The organism is Pseudomonas sp. GW822-FHT03F08 (assembly GCF_058801265.1).
On sequence record NZ_JBXANC010000004.1, the window covers coordinates 298,361 to 323,206 of the forward strand.

Annotated in this window: 27 protein-coding genes; 23 read left to right on the forward strand and 4 right to left on the reverse strand. The window is 63.0% G+C overall.

The genetic code is table 11. The features are described from left to right. Positions 1–139: 139 nt before the first annotated feature. The 21 genes from AC1RME_RS11795 to AC1RME_RS11895 are packed head-to-tail and all read left to right on the forward strand — an operon-like array spanning position 140 to position 18,578. Positions 140–865, forward strand: coding sequence for a beta-ketoacyl synthase chain length factor (locus AC1RME_RS11795; RefSeq protein WP_096819892.1), 726 nt, complete (start codon positions 140–142; stop codon positions 863–865). Beyond that, positions 841–1,650 carry a lysophospholipid acyltransferase family protein gene (locus AC1RME_RS11800; RefSeq protein WP_096819893.1) on the forward strand — a complete coding sequence of 270 codons (810 nt, stop codon included), beginning with the start codon at positions 841–843 and terminating at the stop codon, positions 1,648–1,650. The genes AC1RME_RS11795 and AC1RME_RS11800 overlap by 25 nt, the downstream gene beginning before the upstream one ends. Next, positions 1,631–1,891, forward strand: coding sequence for a phosphopantetheine-binding protein (locus AC1RME_RS11805; RefSeq protein WP_085711082.1), 261 nt, complete (start codon positions 1,631–1,633; stop codon positions 1,889–1,891). The genes AC1RME_RS11800 and AC1RME_RS11805 overlap by 20 nt, the downstream gene beginning before the upstream one ends. A 9-nt stretch (positions 1,892–1,900) precedes the next feature. Next, positions 1,901–2,155, forward strand: coding sequence for an acyl carrier protein (locus AC1RME_RS11810; RefSeq protein WP_007909503.1), 255 nt, complete (start codon positions 1,901–1,903; stop codon positions 2,153–2,155). Then, positions 2,152–2,697, forward strand: coding sequence for a COG4648 family protein (locus tag AC1RME_RS11815; RefSeq protein ID WP_096819894.1), 546 nt, complete (start codon positions 2,152–2,154; stop codon positions 2,695–2,697). Before AC1RME_RS11810 ends, AC1RME_RS11815 begins: the two co-directional genes overlap by 4 nt. Next, positions 2,694–4,373 (forward strand): ApeI family dehydratase, encoded by a 1,680-nt coding sequence (locus tag AC1RME_RS11820; protein WP_493091260.1) that lies wholly within the window; start codon positions 2,694–2,696, stop codon positions 4,371–4,373. Before AC1RME_RS11815 ends, AC1RME_RS11820 begins: the two co-directional genes overlap by 4 nt. Then, a complete protein-coding gene (locus AC1RME_RS11825) occupies positions 4,366–5,100 on the forward strand; it encodes a glycosyltransferase family 2 protein (RefSeq protein WP_096819896.1) in 735 nt (244 codons plus the stop codon). Before AC1RME_RS11820 ends, AC1RME_RS11825 begins: the two co-directional genes overlap by 8 nt. Further along, on the forward strand, positions 5,097–6,044 hold the full coding sequence (locus AC1RME_RS11830) for a lysophospholipid acyltransferase family protein (RefSeq protein WP_493091262.1): 948 nt from the start codon (positions 5,097–5,099) through the stop codon (positions 6,042–6,044). Before AC1RME_RS11825 ends, AC1RME_RS11830 begins: the two co-directional genes overlap by 4 nt. After that, positions 6,025–7,569 (forward strand): HAL/PAL/TAL family ammonia-lyase, encoded by a 1,545-nt coding sequence (locus tag AC1RME_RS11835; RefSeq protein WP_493071381.1) that lies wholly within the window; start codon positions 6,025–6,027, stop codon positions 7,567–7,569. The genes AC1RME_RS11830 and AC1RME_RS11835 overlap by 20 nt, the downstream gene beginning before the upstream one ends. Further along, the gene (locus AC1RME_RS11840) at positions 7,562–7,987 is read left to right on the forward strand and encodes an acyl-CoA thioesterase (protein ID WP_096819899.1); all 426 of its coding nucleotides are present in this window, start codon (positions 7,562–7,564) and stop codon (positions 7,985–7,987) included. The genes AC1RME_RS11835 and AC1RME_RS11840 overlap by 8 nt, the downstream gene beginning before the upstream one ends. Next, a complete protein-coding gene (locus AC1RME_RS11845) occupies positions 7,984–8,586 on the forward strand; it encodes an outer membrane lipoprotein carrier protein LolA (RefSeq protein WP_493071383.1) in 603 nt (200 codons plus the stop codon). The genes AC1RME_RS11840 and AC1RME_RS11845 overlap by 4 nt, the downstream gene beginning before the upstream one ends. Then, on the forward strand, positions 8,570–10,909 hold the full coding sequence (locus AC1RME_RS11850; protein ID WP_493071385.1) for an MMPL family transporter: 2,340 nt from the start codon (positions 8,570–8,572) through the stop codon (positions 10,907–10,909). The genes AC1RME_RS11845 and AC1RME_RS11850 overlap by 17 nt, the downstream gene beginning before the upstream one ends. Further along, the gene (locus tag AC1RME_RS11855) at positions 10,906–12,066 is read left to right on the forward strand and encodes a cation:proton antiporter (protein ID WP_096819902.1); all 1,161 of its coding nucleotides are present in this window, start codon (positions 10,906–10,908) and stop codon (positions 12,064–12,066) included. The genes AC1RME_RS11850 and AC1RME_RS11855 overlap by 4 nt, the downstream gene beginning before the upstream one ends. After that, positions 12,053–13,300 carry an NAD(P)/FAD-dependent oxidoreductase gene (locus AC1RME_RS11860; RefSeq protein WP_096819903.1) on the forward strand — a complete coding sequence of 416 codons (1,248 nt, stop codon included), beginning with the start codon at positions 12,053–12,055 and terminating at the stop codon, positions 13,298–13,300. The genes AC1RME_RS11855 and AC1RME_RS11860 overlap by 14 nt, the downstream gene beginning before the upstream one ends. Continuing rightward, positions 13,297–14,022: a class I SAM-dependent methyltransferase gene (locus AC1RME_RS11865; protein WP_096819904.1), complete on the forward strand. Its 726-nt coding sequence runs from the start codon at positions 13,297–13,299 to the stop codon at positions 14,020–14,022. The genes AC1RME_RS11860 and AC1RME_RS11865 overlap by 4 nt, the downstream gene beginning before the upstream one ends. Further along, positions 14,022–14,504, forward strand: a complete 483-nt coding sequence (locus AC1RME_RS11870) for a hypothetical protein (RefSeq protein WP_096819905.1) — start codon at positions 14,022–14,024, stop codon at positions 14,502–14,504. The genes AC1RME_RS11865 and AC1RME_RS11870 overlap by 1 nt, the downstream gene beginning before the upstream one ends. Next, complete coding sequence (locus AC1RME_RS11875; protein ID WP_096819906.1) at positions 14,501–15,697, forward strand: beta-ketoacyl-[acyl-carrier-protein] synthase family protein; 1,197 nt, start codon at positions 14,501–14,503, stop codon at positions 15,695–15,697. The genes AC1RME_RS11870 and AC1RME_RS11875 overlap by 4 nt, the downstream gene beginning before the upstream one ends. Next, positions 15,694–16,158, forward strand: a complete 465-nt coding sequence (locus AC1RME_RS11880) for a hotdog family protein (protein ID WP_085732583.1) — start codon at positions 15,694–15,696, stop codon at positions 16,156–16,158. The genes AC1RME_RS11875 and AC1RME_RS11880 overlap by 4 nt, the downstream gene beginning before the upstream one ends. Then, positions 16,151–16,879 (forward strand): 3-oxoacyl-ACP reductase FabG, encoded by a 729-nt coding sequence (gene fabG / locus AC1RME_RS11885; protein ID WP_096819907.1) that lies wholly within the window; start codon positions 16,151–16,153, stop codon positions 16,877–16,879. The genes AC1RME_RS11880 and fabG overlap by 8 nt, the downstream gene beginning before the upstream one ends. Then, positions 16,879–18,114 (forward strand): beta-ketoacyl-ACP synthase, encoded by a 1,236-nt coding sequence (locus tag AC1RME_RS11890; protein ID WP_493091264.1) that lies wholly within the window; start codon positions 16,879–16,881, stop codon positions 18,112–18,114. The genes fabG and AC1RME_RS11890 overlap by 1 nt, the downstream gene beginning before the upstream one ends. Positions 18,115–18,134: 20 nt before the next feature. Further along, entirely contained in the window at positions 18,135–18,578 is a 444-nt protein-coding gene (locus AC1RME_RS11895; protein WP_493091266.1) for an excinuclease, read from the forward strand. A 209-nt stretch (positions 18,579–18,787) separates the two neighbouring features. Here AC1RME_RS11895 and AC1RME_RS11900 read toward each other — a convergent pair whose 3' ends face one another. Further along, positions 18,788–19,171: a type II toxin-antitoxin system PemK/MazF family toxin gene (locus AC1RME_RS11900; RefSeq protein ID WP_085611128.1), complete on the reverse strand. Its 384-nt coding sequence runs from the start codon at positions 19,169–19,171 to the stop codon at positions 18,788–18,790. Positions 19,172–19,383: 212 nt separating this feature from the next. Here AC1RME_RS11900 and AC1RME_RS11905 point away from each other — a divergent pair, with 212 nt between their 5' ends. Further along, positions 19,384–19,821: an excinuclease gene (locus AC1RME_RS11905; RefSeq protein ID WP_493091268.1), complete on the forward strand. Its 438-nt coding sequence runs from the start codon at positions 19,384–19,386 to the stop codon at positions 19,819–19,821. On the opposite strand, the gene AC1RME_RS11910 is transcribed toward AC1RME_RS11905, so the two are convergent. Further along, the gene (locus AC1RME_RS11910) at positions 19,822–20,718 is read right to left on the reverse strand and encodes a LysR family transcriptional regulator (protein WP_039766450.1); all 897 of its coding nucleotides are present in this window, start codon (positions 20,716–20,718) and stop codon (positions 19,822–19,824) included. 118 nt (positions 20,719–20,836) lie between these two features. Here AC1RME_RS11910 and AC1RME_RS11915 point away from each other — a divergent pair, with 118 nt between their 5' ends. Continuing rightward, complete coding sequence (locus AC1RME_RS11915) at positions 20,837–22,111, forward strand: MFS transporter (protein ID WP_096819912.1); 1,275 nt, start codon at positions 20,837–20,839, stop codon at positions 22,109–22,111. Positions 22,112–22,167: 56 nt separating this feature from the next. On the opposite strand, the gene hemE is transcribed toward AC1RME_RS11915, so the two are convergent. Together hemE and AC1RME_RS11925 are read right to left on the reverse strand one after the other, a co-directional pair. After that, complete coding sequence (gene hemE, locus AC1RME_RS11920) at positions 22,168–23,235, reverse strand: uroporphyrinogen decarboxylase (RefSeq protein WP_493091270.1); 1,068 nt, start codon at positions 23,233–23,235, stop codon at positions 22,168–22,170. A 190-nt stretch (positions 23,236–23,425) separates the two neighbouring features. Beyond that, entirely contained in the window at positions 23,426–24,844 is a 1,419-nt protein-coding gene (locus AC1RME_RS11925) for an FAD-dependent oxidoreductase (protein WP_007909438.1), read from the reverse strand. Positions 24,845–24,846: the final 2 nt, after the last annotated feature.

The following is a 24,846-nucleotide window of genomic DNA, read 5'->3' on the forward strand; positions in this document are numbered from 1 at the left end:
AACCAGCATTTGCTACACACTCGTCGCACCGGGATAATGCGCGCCACCCGGCGCCAAGCGCCACGCCACTTTCGGCAAGGTCAGCACCTCTGTGGCTTTGGCAGAACCGCGTCAAAAACAGCCCGCAGGGGCGGGATGAATGTCCGTGATCAACTTCAACATCGCCCAATGGCGCGCCTGGGCTCCCGGGCTCGACAGTGTGGACGCCTGGCAAGCCTGGAGCCGACAGCCGGTCGTGCTCCCGAGCAGCGATGCCGCGCCCGATGTGTCGTTCCTTCCCGCCATGCAGCGCCGCCGTCTCAGCCGCCTGGCGCGGATGGCCTTCAGTGTCGGCTGGCCACTGGCCGACGGTCGGGAAAACCTGCCGCTGGTCTTCGTCTCCCGCCACGGTGAAACCCCGCGTACGTTCGACATCCTCAGCGACCTGGCCAACGAACAACCGCTGTCACCGACCCAGTTCAGCCTCTCCGTGCACAACGCGATCATCGGCCTGTGGTCGATCATGCGCGGCGAAACCAGTGAGATGACCGCCCTCGCAGCAGCGGGCGACGGCCTCGAGCACGGCGTGCTGGAAGCCGCCGCCCTGCTGGACGAAGGCGCTCCAGCGGTACTGTTGGTGATCACCGAAGAACAACCGCCCGCCGCCTATTCGGCATGGATCGATGACGTGCCGTTTCCGTATGCGGTGGGCTTGCTGCTGACCCCCGGTACCGACTGGCGGCTGACCCTGAACAGCGCCCCCGAAGCACTGTCCAAAGCGCAATGGCCCCACGCGCTGAATCTGCTGCAAACCCTGCTCGGCCAGCAAACCCTTTGCCAACATGCCTGGAAAAATCGTGTATGGACCTGGCAACGCAACCCGTAACCGAAAAAAACCGCGACGCCTACTACTGGCGTCTGCTGGCCACCGCCATCAGCTTCGCCCTGTTCGGGCTGGGCGGGCTGTGCCTGCGACTGCTGGTGTTTCCGCTGCTGGGCTGCCTGCCGGGCGATGCGAAGACCCATCGGGAGCGGGCGCGGCAGACCGTCAGTCGGCTGTTCTGGTTTTTCGTCCGGTTCATGGCCCGCACCGGGGTGCTGACCTACGACATCCAGGGTGCCGAACGCCTTGGCCGTCCGGGGCAGATGATCATCGCCAACCACCCGTCGCTGATCGACGTGGTGTTCCTGATCGGTCTGGTGCGCCACGCCAATTGCGTGGTGAAGAAAAGCCTGTGGGAAAACCCTTTCACCCGTGGCCCGCTGCGCAGCACCGAATACATCAGCAACGACGGCAGCATGGACATGCTCGATGCCGCCGCCGATGCGCTGCGAGACGGACAGACCCTGATCATTTTCCCGGAAGGCACCCGCACCCAGCCCGGACAGGCACCGGCCTTCCATCGGGGCGCGGCGGCCATCGCACTGCGGGGTGCGAAAATTCTCACCCCGGTGATCATCAAGGTCAGCCCGACTACGCTGACCAAGGCCGAGCCGTGGTATCGCATCCCCTGCCGCCGTGTTCACTTCAGTTTTCGCGTCGGGGCCGATATAGACCCACAGACCTTTGCCGCACAAGGCCCTGCACCGCAGGCCTCGCGCAAGCTCAACGACTTTCTGCACCATTTTTTTATCAAGGAGCTCGCCGAAGATGAGCGATCTGCACCGTGAGATAAAACTGCTGATCATCGACGCCCTGGGCCTCGAAGACATCAGCGTCGACGATATTGGCGACGACCAGACGCTGTTTGGCGAAGGCCTGGGCCTGGATTCGGTCGACGCCCTGGAACTTGGCCTGGCCATCCAGAAAAAGTACGGCATCAAGATCGATGCCGACGCCAAGGACACCCGCAACCATTTCACCAACGTGGCGAGCCTTGCGGCGTTCGTCACGGCAAAACAGGCAGCTTGAGACCGGACCATGCAAACTCGTGACGACATTTTCAACACCCTGCGCGATGCCCTGGTCGAGCTGTTCGAACTGGACCCGGCCCGTGTGAGCCTGGAATCGAACCTGTATCAGGACCTGGAAATCGACAGCATCGACGCGGTCGACCTGATCGACCACATCAAGCGTCAGACCGGCAAGAAAATCGCCGCCGAGGAATTCAAGTCGGTGCGCACCGTCGGCGACGTGGTCGAGGCGGTCTACCGTCTGGTTCAACCGGCCGCATGAGCCGACTGATCGGCCTCGGCCTGCTGCTGGCGGGCCTGTTGTACCCCTTTGCGGTGTATTTCGGCATGGAGCACTTTGCGCCGTGGCAGTTCGGCCTGCTGCTGGGCAGCCTGTGGCTGGCCCGTGCGCTGACCGGCGAGCGCAAGCCCGGCAGCCTGTGGATGGCCTGCGTGGCGATCGTGTTCTGCCTGCTGCTGGCGCTGTTCGACAGCCCGCTGTTACTGCGCTGGTACCCGGTGCTGATCAGCGGCTTCATGTTGATGCTGTTCAGCCTGAGCCTGAAATACGGCCCGCCGATGGTCGAGCGCCTGGCGCGCTTGCGTGAACCGCAGCTGCCACCCGAAGCGATCCGCTACACCCGCCAGGTCACCGTGGCCTGGAGCGTGTTCTTTTTCTGTAACGGCTTGTGCGCGGCCCTGCTGACCCTTTGGGCGCCGCTGCACTGGTGGATGTTGTACACCGGCCTGATCTCCTACGGATTGATCGGCCTGATGTTTGCCATTGAATGGCTGATACGACAACGGGTAAGAGGTCGCCCATGAACTGGATAAAACTTGAGCAACTGTTGCTCAAGGATCTGCCGCAGCGCGCCATCACCGTCGCGCCGACACTCGATCACGCACACCTGCGCGAACAGGCCCTGAGCCTGGCTGCGGGCCTGCAAGCCAAAGGTGTGCAGCGAATGGCCGTGCACCTGGAAGATGCCGCAGAATTGGCCGTCGCCCTGCTCGGTGCCTGGCGCGCCGGCGTCAGCGTATTGCTGCCTTCGGATCTGCAAGCACAGACTCGCCAGCGCTGGTCGCATGAAGTCGACCTGTGGCTGACCGATCACGCGGACGACGCGCACCTGAGCGATTGGCAGCACACCGCACTGACCGGCGCCGAACTGGATCTCGACCAGTGCCGCCTGAGCCTGTGCACCTCCGGCTCCAGCGGCGAACCCAAGCGCATCGACAAATCCCTGCGGCAACTGGCCAACGAAGTCGAAGCCCTCGAGCAACTGTGGGGCATGGATCTCGGTGAGGCCTGCATCATCGGCAGCGTCGCCACCCAACACATTTACGGTCTGCTGTTCCGTGTGCTGTGGCCGCTGTGTGCCGGGCGCCCGTTTTTGCGCAAACAACTGGCCTTTCCCGAAGACATGCAGCGCGCCAGTCGCGAGCACCCGGCCTTCGCCTGGGTCGCCAGCCCCGCGCTGCTCAAGCGCATGGGCGATAACCTCGACTGGCCGGCCCTGAGCGCCGTGCGTCGGGTGTTTTCCTCCGGTGGTGCGTTGCCGGCGGATGCCGCACAAAGCCTGCACCAGCGTTTGCAACAGTGGCCGACGGAAATCCTCGGCAGCTCGGAGACCGGCGGTATCGCCTGGCGTCAGGGCGAGTCGCTGTGGCAGCCGTTCACCGGGGTCGAGCTGAGCCAGGACGGCGACGGCGCGTTGCTGATCGCCTCGCCGTATTTGCCCTCCGGACATATCGAACACACCGCCGATGCCGCGCGCATCGAGGCCGATGGTCGCTTCGAGCTGCTCGGGCGACTGGACCGGATCGTCAAACTGGAAGAAAAGCGTATCTCCCTGCCGATGCTGGAGCAGGCCTTGGTCGCCCACGACTGGGTCGCCGAAGCGCGACTCGGTGTGGTGCAGGAAAACCGCGCGTCTCTCGGTGCCTTGCTGGTGCTCAGCGAATCAGGCCTGTTTGCCCTGCGCGAACACGGCCGGCGCAGCCTCACCGAAACCCTGCGCCGTCACCTCGGCGAGCATTGCGAAGCCCTCGCCCTGCCTCGGCGCTGGCGCTTGCTGCGACAACTGCCGCTGAACACTCAGGGCAAGTTGCCTCAGGCTGACGTCGAAGCCTTGCTGCTGGCACCGCGTCCGAAGGCACCGGAAGTTCTGGAGCAGACCGAAACCGAGGGCGAATGGAGCCTGCAACTGAGCGTGCCGCCGGATCTTGCCTACTTCAGCGGTCACTTCCCCAAGGCCCCGGTGCTGCCCGGCGTGGTGCAGGTCGAGTGGGCGCTGAACCTCGGTCGGCAACTGTTGAACCTGTCTGGTGCATTCGCCGGGATGGAAGTGCTGAAGTTCCAGCAACTGGTGCGCCCCGGCGATGAAATCCAGTTGCACCTGCGCTTCGACGCCGAACGCGGCAAGCTGTATTTCGCCTATCGCAACGACACCGCGACCTGCTCCAGCGGCCGGATTCTGCTGGGGGCTGGCGATGCATAACCCTTGCGCGGTCATCCCGGTCTACAACCACGAAACCGCGATCACCACGGTGGTCGAGGCCCTGCTCGCCCAAGGCTTGCCGTGCATTCTGGTGGACGACGCCAGCAGCAAATCCTGCGCAGCCGTGCTGGATGTTCTGGCCGAACGCGAGCGGGTGTATCTGGTGCGACTCACCACCAATCAGGGCAAGGGCGGCGCGGTGATGACCGGACTGCGTGAAGCCGCGCGACTGGGTTTCACTCATGCCTTGCAGGTCGATGCCGACGGTCAGCACGACTTGCAGGACGTCAGCCGCTTCGTCGAAGAATCCCGCGCCCATCCGCGTGCGCTGATCTGCGGTTATCCGCTCTACGACGCCAGCGTGCCCAAGGGGCGCCTGTACGCCCGTTACCTCACGCACGTGATGGTGTGGATCAACAGCCTGTCACTGCAGATTCGCGATTCGATGTGCGGTTTCCGTGTCTATCCGCTGGAGCCGACCCTGGCACTGATCGACTCGGCGCGGATCGGCAAGCGCATGGATTTCGACTCGGACATTCTGGTGCGCCTGTCATGGCGCAACCAGCCGATGCGCTGGCTGCAAACCAGCGTGCACTACCCGCTGGACGGCGTGTCGCACTTTCGGATGTTCCACGACAACGTGTTGATTTCGAGCATGCACACGCGCCTGTTCTTCGGCATGTTGCTGCGCTCGCCCGCCATCCTCTGGCGACGGTGGCGCGCATGACGGTCGAGACCGACAAAAAGCACTGGGCCGACCGCGAAGAGCGCGGCAGCTTTCTGCTGATGAAATTTACCGCGTTCGCCGCCAAGGTTCTTGGCCGACGCCTGTTGAGCCCGTTGCTGTACGGCATCGTCCTGTACTTTTTCCTGTTCGGCCGCACAGCCCGGCGCAGTGCCTGGCAGTATCAGCAACGCCTCGCCGACTGGAGCGGCCGCCACGAATTGCGCCCAAGCCTGTGGCGGGTGTTCGGCCAGTTCATGGCGTTCGCCGATTCGCTGCTCGACAAGCTCGACGTGTGGAACCGCAAGCTGCGCATCGAGCAGATCGAAATCATCGACCCGGCGCTGCTGCGCGATCAGTTGCGCGGCAGTCGCGGGCAAATGCTGGTGGGCGCGCATCTGGGCAACCTCGAAGTGTGCCGGGCGCTGGCGGAGATCGGCGAAAAGGTCACCATGAACGTTCTGGTGCACACCAAGCACGCCGAACAATTCAATCGCCTGCTGGGCGAGGCCGGGGCGACCAATCTGCGGCTGATCCAGGTCAGCGAGCTGGACCCGGTGATCATGCTGCAACTGCACGAACGCCTGGAGCGCGGCGAATGGCTGGCGATTGCCGGCGACCGTGTACCGCTGCACGGCGGGCGCAGCGTAACCGTGGACTTCCTCGGCCATCCGGCGCGATTTCCGCAAGGCCCGTGGCTGCTGGCCGGCTTGCTGAAATGCCCGGTCAATCTGCTGATGTGCCTCAAGCAACCTGACGGACACTATCGCCTGACCCTCGAACCGTTCGCCGATGCCGTGACGTGGACGCGCCGCGAGCGCGAACAGGTCATTCATCAGTGGGCGACCCGCTATGCCGAACGCCTGAGTCACTATTGCCTCGAAGCCCCCAAGCAATGGTTCAACTTTTACCCTTTCTGGAAGACCGATGACGACGCCAACCCATGAGCCGGTAACCTTCGGCGAACGCCCTTTGCGCATCGAAGACGTGCTGGCCCTGGCCAACCGTCAGGCGCCCGTGCAGTTGCAGAGCGACGCCGACTACCGCGAACGCATCGCCAAAGGCGCGCGGTTCCTCGATTCGCTGCTGGACAAGGAAGGCGTGATCTACGGTGTGACCACCGGTTACGGCGACTCCTGCGTGGTCGCGGTGCCGCTGCATCACGTCGAGGCGCTGCCGCGTCATCTTTACACCTTCCACGGCTGCGGACTGGGCAAACTGCTCGACGCCCAGGCCACCCGCGCGGTGCTGGCGGCGCGTTTGCAGTCGCTGTGCCACGGCGTGTCCGGGGTGCGCATCGAACTGCTGGAACGTCTGCATGCCTTCCTCGAACACGACATCCTGCCGCTGATCCCCGAAGAAGGTTCGGTGGGTGCCAGCGGCGATCTGACGCCGCTGTCCTACGTCGCCGCGACTCTGTCCGGCGAGCGTGAAGTGATGTTCCGTGGCGAACGCCGCCAGTCCGCCGATGTGCATCGCGAACTGGGCTGGACACCACTGGTGCTGCGCCCGAAAGAAGCGCTGGCACTGATGAACGGCACCGCCGTGATGACCGGTCTTGCCTGCCTGGCCTATGCCCGCGCCGATTACCTGCTGCAACTGGCCACCCGCATCACTGCGTTGAACGTGGTGGCGCTGCAAGGCAATCCGGAGCACTTCGACGAGCGCCTGTTCGCCGCCAAGCCGCATCCGGGGCAGATGCAGGTTGCCGCGTGGCTGCGCAAGGATCTGGCGATCGACGCGCCGACCGCGCCGCTGCACCGCTTGCAGGACCGCTACTCGCTGCGCTGCGCTCCGCACGTGCTCGGCGTATTGGCCGACAGCCTGAACTGGCTGCGTTCGTTTATCGAGACCGAACTCAACAGCGCCAACGACAACCCGATCATCGACGCCGAAGCCGAGCGCGTGCTGCACGGCGGGCATTTCTACGGCGGGCATATCGCCTTCGCCATGGACAGCCTGAAAAACCTCGTGGCCAACGTCGCCGACCTGCTCGACCGACAACTCGCGCTGCTGGTGGACGAGCGTTACAACCACGGTTTGCCGAGCAACCTGTCCGGCGCCAGCGCCGACCGGGCGATGCTCAACCACGGCTTCAAGGCTGTGCAGATCGGCGCCAGCGCCTGGACTGCCGAAGCGTTGAAAAACACCATGCCGGCCAGCGTGTTCTCGCGCTCCACCGAGTGCCACAACCAGGACAAGGTGAGCATGGGCACCATCGCCGCACGCGACGCCATTCGCGTGCTGGAGCTGACCGAACAGGTCGCCGCCGCCACCTTGCTCGCGGCCAATCAGGGCGTCTGGCTGCGTGGCCGTGATGAAGACGCACGACCACTGCCACCGTCGCTGGCCGCCATGCACGAAGAGCTGGCCAAAGACTTCCCGCCAGTCATCGAAGACCGCGCCCTGGAAGGCGAACTGCGCCTGTGCCTGCAACGTATCGCCGAACAACACTGGAGGCTGCATGCGTAGCGCCGGAGTGCTTCACGCCGATACGGAAATCCTCGTGCCGTTCTTTGACATCGACACCATGCACGTCGTCTGGCACGGCCATTACGTGAAATACCTGGAAGTGGCGCGCTGCGCGTTGCTCGACAAGATCGGCCACAACTACAACCAGATGGTCGACTCGGGCTATGCCTGGCCGGTGATCGACCTGCAATTGCGCTACGTGCGCGGCGCAGTGTTCGGTCAGCGGCTGAACGTGCGCGCCAGCCTGGTGGAATGGGAAAACCGCCTGAAGATTCACTACCTGATCACCGACGCCCAGACCGGCGAACGCCTGACCCGCGCCAGCTCGGTGCAGGTCGCCGTCGAGGTGAGCAGCCGCGAGATGCAACTGGCGTCGCCGAAAGTCTTCACCGATGCCGTGGAAAGGATGCTGCGATGAATGTGTTTGTGAAATCCTTCGGGGCCTTGGCGTTGCTGGGGCTGTCGTCGCTGGCCAACGCCTTCGACCTGCAACAGTTGAGCGATCAACTGGCGAAACCGGACGTGATCCACGGCCAGTTCATTCAGGAAAAACACCTGCGCGCCCTGCCCCAGCCGCTGATCAGCAAGGGCAGCTTTGTCCTCGCCAAAAACCACGGCCTGCTCTGGCTGTTGAAAACCCCGCTGCAGCAGGATTACCGCATCAGCGCCAAAGGCATTGCCCGTCGTGACCTCAACGGTTGGCAACTGTTGCCCGGCAAGAGCGCCGGCGCCGAACAGAACCGTTTGTTTCTCGCCGTGCTGCAAGGCGACAGCAGCGGTCTGCAACGGGATTTCGAACTGGCCCTGAACGGCGACGCACAAAAGTGGCAACTGACGCTCACCCCGCGTTCGGTGCTACTCAAGCAAGTGTTCAACCAGATCAACATCACCGGCGGCACGCTGGTGAGTACCATCGAACTGCTGGAAACCCAGGGCGACAGCACTGTGCTGCGCATGCAGGACAGCACCGCCGGCCAACCGTTGAGCGACGCGGAGCAACATGACTTTGCCGAGTGAACGCAGGCTGCCCTGGCTGTTCCTGATCCTGCTGCTGGCCGTCGTCGCACTGGGCGCCTGGCAGTGGCGCGACGGCGCACCGCTGTCGGCGAACCTGATGGAGCTGGTGCCCGGCACCCATCCGGACGCCGTCGAGCAGCGTGCCGAACAACGCATGCAGGAACCGCTCAACCGGGAAATGCTGGTATTGGTCGGTCACACCGATCGCCAGCAGGCCGTCGCCATGGCCCAGACCCTGGGCGAGCAATGGCAGGCCAGCGGCTTGTTCGAAAAGGTCCAGTGGAACCTGCAGGCCGATCTGCCCGCCCTGCGCGCACAATTGCTGCAAGGGCGACTGGCGATGCTCTCGGCCGATGATCGGCAGTTGCTGATCGAACACCCGGACGCCTTCATCCAGCAACGGGTGCAGGCGCTGTTCGATCCGTTCACCGGTTTCAGTCTGGTGCCGAGCCAGGACGACTGGCTGGGCCTGACCGGACGCATCCAGAACAACCAGCCGCAGCACGGCGCGGTGCAACTGGACATCGGCAGCGGCGCATTGATTGCCGATTCCGACGGCAAGAGCTGGGTGCTGCTGCGCGCGCGCACCACCGGCAACGCCTTCGACATGAACCTGCCGCTACAAGTCGCCGCGCTGCTGCAACACAGCCGCGAGCAAGCGGCGAAATCCGGTGTGCAACTGCTGGCTGCCAGCGGATTGCTCTACGCGGCCAATGGTCAGCAACAAGCGACCCGGGAAATTTCCTGGGTCGGCGGCGGCGCCACCCTCGGCATTCTGTTGCTGCTGTTGCTCGCCTTCCGCCGCTGGCGGGTGTTGCTGGCGTTCATTCCGGTGCTGGTGGGCATGCTGTTCGGCGCGGTGGCCTGCGTGGCACTGTTCGGGCACCTGCATGTCATGACCTTGGTGCTCGGTTCGAGCCTGATCGGCGTGGCTGTGGATTACCCGCTGCACTATCTGTCCAAGAGCTGGAGCCTCAAACCGTGGCGCAGCTGGCCGGCCTTGCGCCTGACCGTGTCGGGCCTGACCCTGAGCCTGATCACCAGCGCCATCGGCTATCTGGCGCTGGCCTGGACACCGTTCCCGGCCCTGACCCAGATCGCCGTGTTCTCCGCTGCTGGCCTGCTCGGCGCTTACCTGTCCGCGGTGTGCCTGCTGCCGGCGCTGTTGAGCAACGTCGAGTTGCGCCCGGCGCAATGGCCGCTGCGTCTGGCCGAGCGCATGGTCAGTCTTCGGGAAACGCTGCTGGAACACGTGCGCACACCGATTCTGGCGGCACTGCTGATCGCGTTCTGCGCCGGCGGCCTGGTGCAACTGCAAAGCAAAAACGATATCCGCCAATGGGTCGGCGCGCCGCAGCACCTGACCGATGAGGCGCAGACCATCGCCCGCATCACCGGTTATCAGCCGACCAGCCAGTTTTTCCTGGTGCGCGCAGAAAACCAGCAGCAACTGCTGGAACGCCAGGCAGCCCTGAGCGAGCGGCTGGATCAACTGGTCAACCTCGACAAGTTGCAGGGTTATCTGGCGCTCAACCAATTGGTCAGCCCGCCGAGCCAGCAGCAACAGGCTCGCGAAGCGCTGAACAAATTGCCGCAATTCTGGCAGCCGCTGCTTGAAGTCGGCGTACCACTGGCAGCGTTACAAACCGAACTGACGCAATTGCAGGCCCTGCCCGCCGAAGACATCGACGCCGCACTGGTCGGCCCGCTCGGCGAGCCCTACCGCACCTTGTGGCTCGGTCCGACCGAAGAAGGCGTCGCGGCGATGGTCAGCCTGCAAGGCCTGAACAACCCGGCGCTGCTGCGGGTGCAGGCGCTGGACTTGCCCGGCGTGGAGCTGGTGGATCGCCTCGGTGACTTGAACCGGGTGTTTGCCGAAACCCAGATCAGCGCCGCCGAACTGAAACTCGCTTCCTGCGTGCTGATCGTGCTGGTGCTGATCCTGCCGTTCGGTCTCGGTGGCGCGTTGCGCATCGTTTCCCTGCCACTGCTCGCGGCGCTGTGCAGCCTGGCCAGCCTCGGCTGGCTCGGTCAGCCGCTGACCCTGTTCAGCCTGTTCGGCCTGCTGCTGGTGACGGCGATCAGCGTCGATTACGCGATCCTCATGCGCGAACAGGTCGGCGGCGCGGCGGTCAGCCTGCTTGGCACTTTGCTGGCGGCGCTGACGACCTGGCTGTCGTTCGGTCTGCTGGCAGTGTCGAGTACGCCGGCGGTGAGCAACTTCGGGTTGTCGGTGAGCCTCGGGCTGGCCTTCAGTTTCATGCTGGCGCCGTGGGCCGGGCGTCATGCCCATGCGGTGACAGTCGCGGAGCCGGCAGCATGATGATCGTGATTTTCTGGCTGATGGCGCTGGCGTTGTTCGCCGTGGCCACCCGTGTCGGTCGATATTTCGGATTGATTCCGATCGTCAGCCAGTTGCTGCTGGCCAGTTTCGTGCTGCCGCTGTTGATGTATTTCTGGATCGAACCGGGCTGGCAGCTCAGCGGAGCCGAACTGATTGCGCCGAGCTGGCTGAAAAACCTCTACAGCCTGAGCTTCGCGCTGTTGCTCGGGCACATTCTCAGCGACGTGATCGACCTGCGCCTGGATCGTCAGAGCGTGAAAATTGCCCTGCCGAGTTTTGCCGTGCCGTTCGCCTGCGGGTTGGCGACGGCGTACTGGCTGCTGCCAGCGCAACCGTGGATCAACTCGCTGGCCATCGGTCTGGTGTTCGCCATCACCGCGATCCCGGTGCTGTATCTGTATCTGCGCCATATCGACTATCCGCCCGCCGCCACCCGGCGTCTGGTGCAGACTGCGATCCTGATCGACCTGACCTGCTGGACCCTGTTCGGCCTCGCCCAGGGCAGCCTGCACCTGAGCAGTCTGCTGCTGCCGCTGGGGCTGGCCTGCGTGCCAGTACTGCTGCGTGTGTTCGGCGTCCGCCGGCCATTGACCTACAGCCTTGGCTTTTTTGCGCTGTTGGTGCTGGCCGAACACTACAAACTCAATGCGCTGATTTTCGGCATCGGCTATCTGCTGTGCATGGCCGCGCTGAAGGTGCCGTTGGTGCTGCCGTTGCCGGCACGCTGGATGAACCGTTTGCAAACGTGGATCGCGATTCCGCTGATCCTCACCTTCGGCATCGTGCAGATCGATGTGCACAGCGCCCTCGCCAGCCTCGGCGTCGTGCAATGGGCAGCGCTGCTGCTGTTGCCGATCGCCAGCAAACTGCTCGGCAACTGGCTGGGCCTCGGCTGGGCCGGCGCATCGTTCGAAGGCGCCAGCCGCTGGCGTGAAAGCGTGCTGCTGAACATTCGCGGCTTGAGCGAAATCGTTTTTCTCAACTTGCTGTTGCAACAACAACTCATCAGCCCGGCGCTGTACTTTGCGCTGATGCTGATGGGCCTGATCGCGACGCTGTTGCCGGCTTTCATCGGCCTGCACCGTGCGTCATTGAACCCTATTGCCGTACCCAGGAGCTCGCGTGCCAATCGTTGAAATGGAATCCCGTCAGGTCGTGATCATCGGCGCCGGCCCGTCCGGCGCCATCGCCGCCGCGTTGCTCAAGCGTAAGGGCCACGACGTGCTGGTTATCGAGCGCCAGCATTTCCCACGGTTCTCCATCGGCGAAAGCCTGCTCAGCCATTGCCTGGATTTCGTCGAAGAAGCGGGGATGCTCGAAGCGGTGAACGCGGCCGGATTCCAGCGCAAGACCGGCGCGGCATTCGCCTGGGGCGAGCGCTACAGCGCGTTCGATTTCGGCGATACGTTCACCGGCGGCAAACCGACTACCTTCCAGGTACAACGCGCCGACTTCGACAAACTGCTGGCCGATCAAGCGGCGTTGCAAGGCGTGGAAATCCGTTATGGCGACGCCATTGTCAGCGTCGACTTCGAGCGTCCGCATCCGCAACTCGATGTGCGTCGCGAAGACGGCAGCGAGTACCGCGTCGAGGCCGGTTTCGTCCTCGATGCCAGCGGCTACGGCCGCGTGCTGTCACGCCTGCTGGATCTGGAAGCTCCATCGAATTTCCCGGTGCGCCAGGCCGTGTTCACCCACGTCGAAGATCACATCGACCACCCGGCCTTCGACCGCGAGAAAATCCTCGTCACCACCCACCCGCAGCATCGCGACATCTGGTTCTGGACGATTCCGTTCAGTAACGGTCGCTGCTCGGTGGGCGTGGTCGCTGCCGCTGAACATTTCAAGGGTAGCGATACCGATCTCGACGCCTGCCTGCGCGGTTTCATCGCCGAAACCCCGAGTCTGGCCAAGGTACTGAACAACGCCGTGTGGGATACCCCGGCGCGTACCCTCGGCGGTTATGCGGCCAACGTCAAAACCCTGCACGGTCCGGGGTTTGCGCTGCTGGGCAACGCGGCGGAGTTTCTCGACCCGGTGTTCTCCTCGGGCGTGACCATCGCCATGCGCTCGGCAAGCATGGCCGCCGGCGTGCTGCACCGGCAGTTGCAGGGCGAAACCGTGGATTGGCAGAGCGAGTTCGCCGAACCGCTCAAGCGCGGCGTCGATACCTTCCGCTGCTATGTCGAGGGCTGGTACGCCGGCACCTTCCAGGACGTGATTTTCCACGAGCAAGGCTCCCCCGAAATCCGTCGCATGATCTGCTCGATCCTCGCCGGCTACGCCTGGGACGAACGCAACCCGTTCGTCAGCGAAGCGCGCCGCCGGCTGAAGACGATTTCCGAACTCTGTGCAAGGGACGACACATGAATTACTTGAGCGACAGCTACGTCGAGGAAACCCGTTTCGGCTTCTGGTTCCTGCGCAGCCACACCTGGCAGCACCATGTGCTGCGCGTGGCGATCAATGATTTGCGCGGCTTGTTCAGCGAACCGCTGCCGGCCAACCCGGTGCTGCTGGATGCAGGCTGCGGCCAGGGCAAATCCTTCGGCCATCTGCGCCAGACCTTCGCGCCACAGCGTTTGATCGGCGTCGATGCCGACCCGCACAGCCTGGAATTGAGCGCTGAAGAAGCGGCGCGCCAGGGCTTCGCCGTCGAGCTGATCGGCAGCGACTGCGCGACACTGAATGTCCCGGATGCGAGCGTCGATCTGCTGTTCTGTCACCAGACCTTCCATCATCTGGTGGAGCAGGAAAAAGCCCTGGCCGAGTTCTACCGGGTGCTCAAGCCGGGCGGTTATCTGCTGTTCGCCGAGTCCACCGAGGCTTACATTGATACATGGGTCATCCGTTGGTTGTTCCGCCATCCGATGCACGTGCAAAAGAGTGCGGCGCAGTATCTGGAGATGATTCGCCAGCAGGGATTCGAGTTCGCCGAGCGGAATGTTTCCTACCCGTATCTATGGTGGAGCCGCTCAAAGGATTTTGGTCTGCTGGAACGTTTTGGCCTGCGCAAACCGAAGCCGGTTGGCCAGCGTGAAGAAACCCTGGTCAACGTCGTGGCGCGCAAACCGCTGGAAGAGGCCGTCTGATGCTGCGTGTTCTGCTGCTCGCCTGCGTCCTGCTGCTGACCGCTTGCGCCAGCCAGGCGCCGCTGCCTGTGGATAACCCTACGCTGCCCTTGCCGCTGCAATTGCACATCGAGCGCCAGCAAGCCGAACAGCGTCAGGACTGGTTGCTGGTGATCCAGCGCGAGGGCCCGGGCATTCGCTGGTCGATGATGGATCCGCTGGGCATTCCCCAGGCCCGTCAGCAACTGATCGACGGACGCTGGCAGGCTGACGGCCTGCTGCCGCCGAATCCGGAGGCCCGGGAGTTGTTCGCTGCGCTGCTGTTTGCCCTGACGCCGTCCGGCGAACTGTCGCGCAATTACCCCACCGCGCAGCAACACGGCGGGCAACGTTCCTTGCCGGCGCGTTGGGACATCCGTTATGCACAACCGTTGAGCTTCGAATTGAACCTGCCCCAAGGCCCGCAGTATCGGGTTTCTCCTTTAGGTGAATCGACGCCATGACCGCCTACCTCAACGCCCTCGGCGTGATCTGCGCCCTGGGCCGTGACAAGCAAGAAGTCGCCAGTCACCTGTTCGCCGGCGATTGCTCGGGCATGCGCCACGAGTCGGGCTGGGTGCCGGAACGCGAGTTGCCGGTGGCCGCCGTACGCGGTGATCTGGCGCCCATTCCGCCGCAGATGGCGGCGCACAAGAGCCGCAACAATCAGTTGCTGCTGGAAGCCGCGCTGCAGATTCGCGACGACATCGACGCCGCCATTCAGACCTATGGCCCCGACCGCATCGGCGTAGTGCTCGGCACCAGCACTTCGGGCATCGACGAGGCCAGCGAGGGTCTGGCGCATTACATTCGCGACCAACAGTTCCCGGCCGATTACGACTACCGACAGCAGGAACTCGGCGCCCCGGCGACGTTCCTCGCCGACTGGCTGCAACTGAGCGGCCCGACCTACGTGATTTCCACCGCGTGCACCTCCAGCGCCCGGGCCTTGATGAGCGCCCGGCGTCTGCTGGATCTGGGGCTGTGCGACGCGGTGCTGTGCGGTGGTGTCGACAGCCTGTGCAAGCTGACCCTGAATGGTTTCTCGTCGCTGGAAGCGGTGTCCGACGAGCGCTGCAATCCGTTCTCGGCCAACCGCAACGGCATCAACATCGGCGAGGCCGCAGTGCTGTTCGTGATGAGCAAACAGCGCGGCGACGGCCCGGCCATTGCCCTGCTGGGCGCTGGCGCCAGCTCCGATGCGCACCATATTTCCGCGCCGGAGCCGTCCGGCCGTGGCGCGTTGCAAGCCATGCAACAGGCGCTGGACCGCGCGCAGCTGCAAGCCACGCAAATCAGTTATCTGAACCTGCACGGCACCGCCACCCAGCACAACGACGCCATGGAAAGCCTGGCCGTTTCCACGTTGTTCCCGCAGGGTGTGGCGTGTTCCTCGACCAAACCGATGACCGGCCACACCCTCGGTGCTGCCGGCGCACTGGAAGCCGCGTTCTGCTGGTTGAGTCTGAGTGCCGACAACCCCGACCACGCCTTGCCGCCGCACGTCTGGGACGGCCAGGCCGATCCGGACCTGCCAGCGCTGAAGTGGGTGACCGCGAGCGAGCGCCTGGCGTCCATTGCACCCCGCTACCTGATGAGCAACTCGTTTGCCTTCGGTGGCAATAACGTCAGCCTGATTATCGGAGACGCCCCATGAATGACTGGCCGCTCGCCGAATTGCTGCCCCACGCTGGCGACATGATTCTGATCGACCGGATCCTCAGCTTCGACGATGAGCAGATCCACACCACCCTCACGGTCAAGCCCGATGGCTTGTTCAACCTGCCCGACGGCAGCCTGCCGGCGTGGGTCGGCGTCGAGTTGATGGCGCAGAGCGTCGCTGCCTTCGCTGGCTGCCATGCCCGGCAGAAAGGCAATGCGGTGGAGCTGGGCTTTCTTCTCGGCACCCGCAAGTTCGAATGCAATGTCGAGGCGTTTCCGGTCGGTTGTGAACTGACTATCCACGGCATCCGCTCGCTGGAAGACGACAACGGCATGGGCGTGTTCGAATGCCACATCAATGCGCCCGGCATCGAAGCCAGCGCCCGGCTGAACGTGTTCCGCCCGCCGCACGCGGCGCAATATCTAGAACAATTGAAGGAGTCGAACGATGACTGAATTCGTACTGGTCACCGGCTCCAGTCGCGGTATCGGCCGCGCGATTGCCCTGCGTCTGGCTCAGGCCGGCCACGACATCGTCCTGCATTGCCGCAGCGGCGTGGCCGAAGCGCAAGCGGTGAAAGCCGAAGTCGAAGCGCTCGGGCGCCATGCACGCATCCTGCAATTCGACGTCGCCGACCGCGAAACCTGCAAAGCCATTCTCGAAGCCGATGTCGAAGCCCACGGCGCCTATTACGGCGTGGTGCTCAATGCCGGGCTGACCCGCGACGGCGCGTTTCCGGCCCTCAGCGATGACGATTGGGACGTGGTATTGCGCACCAACCTCGACGGTTTCTACAACGTCCTGCACCCGGTGATGATGCCGATGATCCGCCGCCGCGCCGCCGGTCGCATCGTTTGTATCACCTCGGTCTCGGGGCTGATCGGCAACCGTGGCCAGGTCAACTACAGCGCCTCGAAAGCGGGTGTGATCGGTGCCGCAAAGGCGTTGGCGATCGAACTGGCCAAGCGCAAAATCACGGTGAACTGTGTTGCTCCCGGCCTGATCGATACGGCCATGCTCGATGAAAACGTGCCGGTGGAAGAACTGATGAAAATGATCCCGGCACAACGCATGGGCACGCCGGAAGAAGTGGCCGGTGCGGTGAATTTCCTGATGTCGGCGGAAGCGTCGTACATCACCCGCCAGGTGCTGGCAGTCAACGGAGGCTTGTGCTGATGAAGCGCGTTGTCGTCACCGGCATGGCCGGCATCACCTCGCTGGGCAGCGACTGGGACACCATCGCCGGCAACTTCGCCGCCAACCGCAGCGGTATCCGCCGGATGGACGAGTGGGATCGTTTCAGCGAACTCAACACCCGACTGGCCGGGCCAATCGACGATTTTCTGGTGCCGGCGCACTGGACCCGCAAACAACTGCGCAGCATGGGCCGGGTCTCACGGCTGGCAGTCGGCGCGGCTGAAAAAGCCTTGGCCGATGCCGGCCTGCTCGGCGACGAATCGATCAAGGACGGCCGCATGGGCGTGGCCTGTGGCTCGTCCACCGGCAGCACCGACGAGATCAAAGCATTCGGCAACATGCTGCTGAATTCGGTGGCCGAAGGCCTGAACGCCAACTCCTACGTGCGGATGATGCCGCACACCACGGCGGCGAACATCAGCATCTTCTTCGGCCTCACCGGTCGCCTGATCCCGACGTCCAGCGCCTGCACCAGTGGCAGCCAGGGCGTCGGTTATGCCTACGAGGCGATCAAATTCGGTCGTTTGCCGCTGATGCTCGCCGGTGGCGCCGAAGAACTCTGCCCGACCGAAGCCATGGTGTTCGACGCGCTGTACGCCACCAGCCTGAAAAACGATGCGCCGCAAACCTCGCCACGTCCGTATGACAAGGGCCGCGACGGCCTGGTGATCGGTGAAGGTGGTGGCATGCTGGTGCTCGAAGAACTGGAACACGCCCTCGCTCGCGGCGCGCACATTCACGCCGAAATCGTCGGTTTCGGCAGCAACGCCGACGGCCAGCACACCACTCGTCCCGAGCAAGTCACCATGCGTCGTGCGATGGAGCTGGCACTGGAAGACGCGGGCCTGACGCCTGACGCCATCGGTTACGTGAACGGTCACGGCACGGCCACCGAGCAGGGCGACATCGCCGAAACCCTGGCCACCAGCAGCCTGTTTGGCGAGCGCATGCCGATCAGCTCGCAGAAGAGCTTCCTCGGCCACACCCTGGGTGCCTGCGGTGCGCTGGAGTCCTGGTTCAGCATCGAAATGCTCAATCGCGACCTGTACGTGCACACGCTCAACCTCGACGAAGTCGACCCGCACTGCGGCAAGCTCGATTACCTGCGCGGCGAATTCCGCCAGATGCACCACGACTACGTGATGAACAACAACTTCGCGTTTGGCGGGGTCAACACCTCGCTGATCTTCCGCCGCTGGACGCAACCGAATTAATTCAGGTCAAGGAGACCTCCATGCGTTTGAACAAACTCGCGGCCGCCACCCTGCTGCTCTGCGCCTTGCCCGCCGTCAGCCAGGCCCGTGACACAGCGGTGTACCTGCCGTTCGACAAGGCGGTCGCCGAGGCAACCCGCACCGGCAAGATCGACGGCAGCGTGAAGTTCTATCTGGCGGGCAACGCCCCGGCCGGCAAAGTCACCGTGGTCAGCAGCGGCGCGGTGACCAACAAGAAGACCAACGCCTTCAACAAGTCCGATGAAGTGGCCTGCGAATGGGTCGTGCAATCGGCCATCATCAGCCTGCACCAGGCCGCGAAAAGCGCCGGCGCCAACGCCGTGACCAACATCGTCAGCTTCTACAAGAGCAACGAGCGCAAGGATGCGAAGAACTACGAGTGCCACGCGGGCGCGATCATGGCTGGCGTTGCCTTGAAGGGTGATCTGGCGACGGTTCAGTAACCGCCGGAAACGACAAAGGGCGCCTTTCGGCGCCCTTTCACAAACAGGTTGGCTTGTCATCACCTCTCACCTGCCTGGCTCTGCGATGGCTGGTTGCCCAGGATCCTCAGAGTCTCACAAGCCCCTTTCGGGAACGCGGGCAGTATTGCCTGAAACTGCATGTGGAGCAACGGCTGGCATTTGGCTTCGATGCGCCACTTCAGCTGCCATCACAGCCCCAACGCCCGTCTGACCGCGGTTTTGATCGCGTGAAATTCGTCTGTTGCAAGATGTGAGATCAGGTAGATGCGCTTGCCTTGCCGATCCCGGCTTTTGATCCGATCAAGCCGCGAAAGGCTGACCGTGGCAATCATGTCGCACTTTGCCCAACAGGTCGGGCTGGCTCCCTGAAGGTGGCTTGCAAGTTCAAGATGATGCCCGAGCAAGCAATCAGGGGCGGTGGTACTCAACGGCACTACTGTCACCAGCAGGCTGTTGGTTCGATGTTTGCGGATCACAACAACAGGTCTGACTTTGACCATCTCGGGAATTTCATAACCCCTGAAATCGCAAATCAAAACGCTGCCCTCCTTAGGCTGGTATCGAAGTGGCATCCGTGACACTCGTTTGAAAAAGAACTGATTTTGCGCAACTACGGCCATATTCCCTACGACAGTTCCGTTACTCGAAATGTACGGAGCCAAGCCAACCAAATCCATGCACACAACTACACTCGCTCAAACAGGCCGACACACAGCGTCTGCCGGAACGGCGAGCCCGGTCGGTCGAGCACTCGCGGTTCTCTTTCACCGTCAAGGAGATGACCATGCAAGCAAAAGCCCTGATCGCCGCCGCCCTTTTCAGCCTGCTACCCAGCGCCAGCCATGCCACCAATCTGATGTACATGCCGTTCGAAACCGTGCTGTCGGATGCGATTCGTGCGGGGCGGCTGGATGGCAGTGTGAAGTTCTACCTGATCGGCAATGGACCACTGGGGACTCAGCGGATGTTGCAGCGCGGGGTGGTCAGCGATCTGAAGACCAACGGTTTCAACAAGAGCGATCACGATTCCTGCGAGTGGGTGTTGCAGTCGAACCTGATTGCGCTGCAGGCCCAGGCCAAGCGCGTCGGAGCCAATGCGGTGACCAATATCGTCAGCTACTACGACCAGCATGTACGCAAGGATCTGAACACTTACGAATGTCGGGCCGGGGTGTTTGTGACGCGGGTGGCGTTGAAGGGTGATCTGGTACAACTGCCCTGATCAACCGGCTTCGACCTTGCGCGTGAGCAGCTCGACGAACGCCTTGGCCATCGGCGATTTCTGATCCTTGCGCTGCACCAGCCACACGGCCGTCACCGCTTCGGGATCGAGCAACGGCCGATAGACCACGCCGTCGATGCGCATCCGCTGATACGACGCCGGCATCACCGATACGCCCAGGCCCGCCGCTACAAGGCCGATGATGGTCATCGCCTCCCCCGCCTCTTGGGCGAAGTGCGGGCTGAAACCGGCGTCACGGGCCAGGCTGATCAGTTGCGAGTAAAGACCGCTACCGTAGCTGCGCGGGAAGAACACGAACGGTTCGAGGGCCAGCGCCGAGAGGAACAGCCCCTCTTCAGAGCCCTGCGCCAGCGGATGTTTGGAACTGAGCACCGCCACCAAAGGCTCGCGCATCAGTTCGACCACGCTCAGCGAATCCGGCAAACCCAGCGGGCGCATGATGCCGACCTCGATCGACTCGTCCACCAATGCGTCGGCCACCATGGTGCTGCTCATCTCCCGCAGGTTCAGGTGCACGGCCGGGAAGCGCTGACGGAAGGAAAAAATCGCCTGAGGAATGGTCGAGTTGAACGGTGCCGACGAGGTGAAACCGATCTTCAACTCACCGAGCTCACCCAATTGCGCGCGCCGCGCCACGTCCGCCGCTTTGTCGACCTGAGCCAGCACCAGCCGCGCCTCTTCCAGAAACAGTCGTCCGGCCTCGCTGAGCTCGACCCGACGATTGGTACGCTCGAACAGCCGTGCGCCGACTTCCTGCTCCAGCGCCTGAATCTGCTGGCTCAGCGGTGGCTGGGAGATGCCCAGTACCTGTGCGGCGCGGCCGAAGTGCAGTTCTTCGGCGACGGCGATGAAGTAGCGCAAGTGACGCAATTCCATGGAAACCCCATTAGGTCGTGAAAGATATCAAACAGGTCGAACAATATATTGGATAGAAACATTAGCCAGCTATATGATTTTTTCATTGCCTGCCTGCCCGCGCCCTCCGAGGTCTGATGTGAAAACCGCCGTCGCTCCACTGGCCCATGAAGTCCCGCCCGCTGCGGCGGACGATGTGCTGACCGAACTGCAAGAGATCTACATCGAGAAAGGCACGCCCGCGTTCATGCGCACGGTGCTCGCGCTGTTCAGCGGCGGCTTCGCGACGTTTGCCCTGCTGTACTGCGTGCAGCCGATGATGCCGTTGCTGTCCCAGGAATATTCGATCAACGCGGCGCAGAGCAGCCTGATTCTTTCAGTGGCCACAGGCATGCTGGCCTTTGGTCTGCTGATCACCGGGCCGATTTCCGATCGGGTCGGGCGTAAACCGGTGATGGTCGCCGCTCTGTTTGCCGCAGCCCTGTGCACCATCGCCAGTTCGATGATGCCGAGCTGGCACGGCGTGCTGATCATGCGTGCGCTGATCGGGCTGTCGTTGAGCGGCCTGGCGGCGGTTGCAATGACGTACCTGAGCGAGGAAATCCATCCGCAGCACATCGGTCTGGCGATGGGCCTGTACATCGGCGGCAACGCGATTGGCGGGATGAGCGGGCGATTGATTACCGGTGTATTGATCGACTTCGTCAGCTGGCACACGGCGATGCTGGTGATCGGCGGCCTGGCGCTGATTGCGGCAGCGGTGTTCTGGAAGATCCTGCCGGAGTCGCGCAACTTCCGCTCCCGCTCGCTGCATCCGCGCAGCCTGCTCGACGGCTTCACCATGCACTTTCGCGATGCAGGCCTGCCGCTGCTGTTCCTTGAGGCGTTCGTGCTGATGGGCGCGTTCGTCACGTTGTTCAACTACATCGGCTACCGCCTGCTCGCCGAGCCGTATCATCTGGACCAGGTGTTTGTAGGGCTGTTGTCGGTGGTCTATCTGTCGGGCATCTACAGCTCGGCAAAAATCGGTTCACTGGCCGACAAACTGGGCCGCCGCAAAGTCCTGTGGGCAACCATCGCCCTGATGTTCGCCGGCCTCGCCCTGACGATGTTTACACCGCTGCCTCTGGTGATCATCGGCATGCTGATCTTCACCTTCGGCTTCTTCGCCGCACACTCGGTGGCCAGCAGCTGGATCGGCCGTCGTGCGCTCAAGGCCAAGGGGCAGGCGTCGTCGTTGTACCTGTTCAGCTATTACGCCGGGTCGAGCATCGCCGGGACGGCGGGCGGAGTGTTCTGGCACATGGCGGGATGGAACGGGATAGGCCTGTTCATTGGCGCATTGTTGCTGGTGGCGCTGTTGGTGGCGTTGAAGCTGGCGAAGTTGCCGCCGCTGGGTGGCGTCAAAGCCTGATTCACGCCCACAAAAAAACGCCCGGCATAAGCCGGGCGTTTTTTATTGAGGCACGATCACTCGTGGTACTGCGCCGACAACTCGTGCACCGCGTGCAGGAACGCGCCAGCGTGTTCCGGATCGACCTCAGGCGTGATGCCGTGGCCGAGGTTGAACACGTGGCCGCTGCCCTTGCCGTAGCTGGCGAGGATGCGTCCGACTTCGGTGCGGATCGCTTCCGGCTTGGCATACAGCACGGTCGGGTCCATGTTGCCTTGCAGTGCGACCTTATCGCCAACGCGGGCGCGGGCGTTGCCGATGTCGCAGGTCCAGTCCAGGCCCAGTGCGTCGGCGCCAGCGTCGGCGATGCTTTCCAGCCACAGGCCGCCGTTCTTGGTGAACAGGATCACCGGCACCTTGCGACCGTCGTGCTCGCGGATCAGGCCGCTGACGATTTTCTTCATGTAGGCCAGGGAGAATTCCTGATACGCCGCCGCCGACAGGTTGCCGCCCCAGGTATCGAAGATCTGCACCGCTTGCGCGCCGGCCTGGATCTGGCCGTTCAGGTACGAAGTCACCGACTGCGCCAGCTTGTCCAGCAGCAGGTGCATGGCTTGCGGGTTGTCGTAGAGCATCGCCTTGGTCTTGCGGAAGTCTTTCGACGAGCCGCCTTCAACCATGTAAGTGGCGAGGGTCCATGGGCTGCCGGAGAAACCGATCAGCGGCACACGGCCGTTCAGTTCGCGGCGGATGGTGCTGACCGCGTCCATCACGTAGCCGAGGTCTTTGTGCGGATCCGGGATCGGCAGGGCTTCGATGTCGGCCAGGGTGCTGACGACTTTCTTGAAGCGCGGACCTTCACCGGTCTCGAAGTACAGGCCCTGGCCCATGGCATCGGGAATGGTGAGGATGTCGGAGAACAGGATCGCCGCGTCCAGTTGCGGATAGCGGTCGAGAGGTTGCAGCGTGACTTCGCAGGCGAATTCCGGATTCATGCACAGGCTCATGAAATCACCGGCCTGGGCGCGGCTGGCGCGGTATTCCGGCAGGTAACGGCCGGCCTGGCGCATCATCCACACAGGGGTGACGTCTACGGGTTGCTTGAGCAGGGCGCGGAGGAAACGGTCGTTCTTCAGGGCAGTCATGTCGGCATCCGGAAAAAAAGTGCGGGCATTTTCTCAGAGCGCGACGCAAAAGGCACGGTTGCAGGTCAGCCTTTTGTCTATCGGGTCAATTTGTCGCAATGATTTCGCGGATTTCAGCAACACCCTGAAAACAATGTGGGAGCTGGCAAGCCAGCTCCCACAGGTATTGCGGTGCAGTTTCGAACCGGGTTTAGACGCCCAGGTAGTCGAGGATCCCTTCCGCCGCATTGCGGCCTTCGAAGATCGCCGTCACCACCAGGTCGGAACCGCGCACCATGTCGCCACCGGCGAAGATTTTCGGGTTGCTGGTCTGGTGCTTGTACTGACCTTGCTCAGGCGCAACGACGCGGCCCTGGCTGTCGGTCTGGATCTCGAACTGCTCGAACCACGGCGCCGGACTCGGACGGAAACCGAACGCGATGACCACGGCGTCGGCCGGGATGATCTCTTCGGAGCCCGGGATCGGCTCGGGGCTGCGACGGCCACGGGCGTCCGGTTCGCCGAGACGGGTCTCGACCACTTTCACGCCTTCGACCTTGTCTTCGCCGACGATGGCGATCGGCTGGCGGTTGTAGAGGAATTTCACGCCTTCTTCCTTGGCGTTCTTCACCTCTTTGCGCGAGCCGGGCATGTTCGCTTCGTCACGACGATAAGCACAGGTCACCGACTTGGCGCCCTGGCGGATCGACGTGCGGTTGCAGTCCATCGCCGTGTCGCCGCCGCCCAGCACCACAACCTTCTTGCCTTTCATGTCGACGAAATCTTCCGGCGACTTTTCAAAGCCCAGGTTGCGATTGACGTTGGCAATCAGGAAATCCAGTGCGTCATAAACGCCCGGCAGATCCTCACCGGCAAAACCGCCCTTCATGTAGGTGTAGGTGCCCATGCCCATGAACACGGCATCGTATTCGGCGAGCAGTTGCTCCATGGTCACGTCCTTGCCGACCTCGGTGTTGAGGCGGAACTCGATGCCCATGCCGGTGAAGACTTCGCGGCGATTGCTCAGCACGGTCTTCTCAAGTTTGAACTCGGGGATGCCGAAGGTCAGCAGACCGCCGATTTCCGGGTTCTTGTCGAACACCACCGGGGTCACGCCGCCACGCACCAGCACGTCGGCACAACCGAGGCCCGCCGGGCCTGCACCGATGATCGCGACACGCTTGCCGGTCGGCTTGACCTTGGACATGTCCGGGCGCCAGCCCATGGCGAACGCGGTGTCGGTGATGTACTTCTCGACCGAGCCGATGGTCACCGCGCCGAAACCGTCGTTGAGGGTGCAGGCACCCTCGCACAGACGATCCTGCGGGCACACCCGGCCGCAGACTTCCGGCAGGGTGTTGGTCTGGTGCGACAGCTCGGCGGCCTGGAGGATGTTGCCCTCGGCCACCAGCTTCAGCCAGTTCGGAATGAAGTTGTGCACCGGGCACTTCCATTCGCAATACGGGTTGCCGCAACCCAGGCAGCGGTGGGCCTGGTCGGCCGACTGCTGGGGTTTGAACGGTTCGTAGATTTCCACGAACTCTTTCTTGCGTTGACGCAACAGTTTCTTCTTCGGATCTTTGCGCCCGACGTCGATGAACTGGAAGTCGTTATTCAGACGTTCAGCCATTG

Bases quoted from the DNA above. Each gene is read 5' to 3' on its own strand.
- AC1RME_RS11855 (WP_096819902.1), top strand. From the start codon at position 10,906: ATGATGATCGTGATTTTCTGGCTGATGGCGCTGGCGTTGTTCGCCGTG.
- AC1RME_RS11900 (WP_085611128.1), bottom strand. From the start codon at position 19,171: ATGCCACTTCGATACCAGCCTAAGGAGGGCAGCGTTTTGATTTGCGAT.
- AC1RME_RS11895 (WP_493091266.1), top strand. From the start codon at position 18,135: ATGCGTTTGAACAAACTCGCGGCCGCCACCCTGCTGCTCTGCGCCTTG.
- AC1RME_RS11810 (WP_007909503.1), top strand. From the start codon at position 1,901: ATGCAAACTCGTGACGACATTTTCAACACCCTGCGCGATGCCCTGGTC.
- AC1RME_RS11835 (WP_493071381.1), top strand. From the start codon at position 6,025: ATGACGACGCCAACCCATGAGCCGGTAACCTTCGGCGAACGCCCTTTG.
- AC1RME_RS11825 (WP_096819896.1), top strand. From the start codon at position 4,366: ATGCATAACCCTTGCGCGGTCATCCCGGTCTACAACCACGAAACCGCG.
- AC1RME_RS11850 (WP_493071385.1), top strand. From the start codon at position 8,570: ATGACTTTGCCGAGTGAACGCAGGCTGCCCTGGCTGTTCCTGATCCTG.
- AC1RME_RS11820 (WP_493091260.1), top strand. From the start codon at position 2,694: ATGAACTGGATAAAACTTGAGCAACTGTTGCTCAAGGATCTGCCGCAG.
- AC1RME_RS11815 (WP_096819894.1), top strand. From the start codon at position 2,152: ATGAGCCGACTGATCGGCCTCGGCCTGCTGCTGGCGGGCCTGTTGTAC.
- AC1RME_RS11925 (WP_007909438.1), bottom strand. From the start codon at position 24,844: ATGGCTGAACGTCTGAATAACGACTTCCAGTTCATCGACGTCGGGCGC.
- AC1RME_RS11795 (WP_096819892.1), top strand. From the start codon at position 140: ATGTCCGTGATCAACTTCAACATCGCCCAATGGCGCGCCTGGGCTCCC.
- hemE (WP_493091270.1), bottom strand. From the start codon at position 23,235: ATGACTGCCCTGAAGAACGACCGTTTCCTCCGCGCCCTGCTCAAGCAA.
- AC1RME_RS11845 (WP_493071383.1), top strand. From the start codon at position 7,984: ATGAATGTGTTTGTGAAATCCTTCGGGGCCTTGGCGTTGCTGGGGCTG.
- AC1RME_RS11880 (WP_085732583.1), top strand. From the start codon at position 15,694: ATGAATGACTGGCCGCTCGCCGAATTGCTGCCCCACGCTGGCGACATG.
- AC1RME_RS11890 (WP_493091264.1), top strand. From the start codon at position 16,879: ATGAAGCGCGTTGTCGTCACCGGCATGGCCGGCATCACCTCGCTGGGC.
- AC1RME_RS11840 (WP_096819899.1), top strand. From the start codon at position 7,562: ATGCGTAGCGCCGGAGTGCTTCACGCCGATACGGAAATCCTCGTGCCG.
- AC1RME_RS11870 (WP_096819905.1), top strand. From the start codon at position 14,022: ATGCTGCGTGTTCTGCTGCTCGCCTGCGTCCTGCTGCTGACCGCTTGC.
- AC1RME_RS11875 (WP_096819906.1), top strand. From the start codon at position 14,501: ATGACCGCCTACCTCAACGCCCTCGGCGTGATCTGCGCCCTGGGCCGT.
- AC1RME_RS11910 (WP_039766450.1), bottom strand. From the start codon at position 20,718: ATGGAATTGCGTCACTTGCGCTACTTCATCGCCGTCGCCGAAGAACTG.
- AC1RME_RS11800 (WP_096819893.1), top strand. From the start codon at position 841: ATGGACCTGGCAACGCAACCCGTAACCGAAAAAAACCGCGACGCCTAC.
- AC1RME_RS11805 (WP_085711082.1), top strand. From the start codon at position 1,631: ATGAGCGATCTGCACCGTGAGATAAAACTGCTGATCATCGACGCCCTG.
- AC1RME_RS11830 (WP_493091262.1), top strand. From the start codon at position 5,097: ATGACGGTCGAGACCGACAAAAAGCACTGGGCCGACCGCGAAGAGCGC.
- AC1RME_RS11865 (WP_096819904.1), top strand. From the start codon at position 13,297: ATGAATTACTTGAGCGACAGCTACGTCGAGGAAACCCGTTTCGGCTTC.
- fabG (WP_096819907.1), top strand. From the start codon at position 16,151: ATGACTGAATTCGTACTGGTCACCGGCTCCAGTCGCGGTATCGGCCGC.
- AC1RME_RS11905 (WP_493091268.1), top strand. From the start codon at position 19,384: ATGCAAGCAAAAGCCCTGATCGCCGCCGCCCTTTTCAGCCTGCTACCC.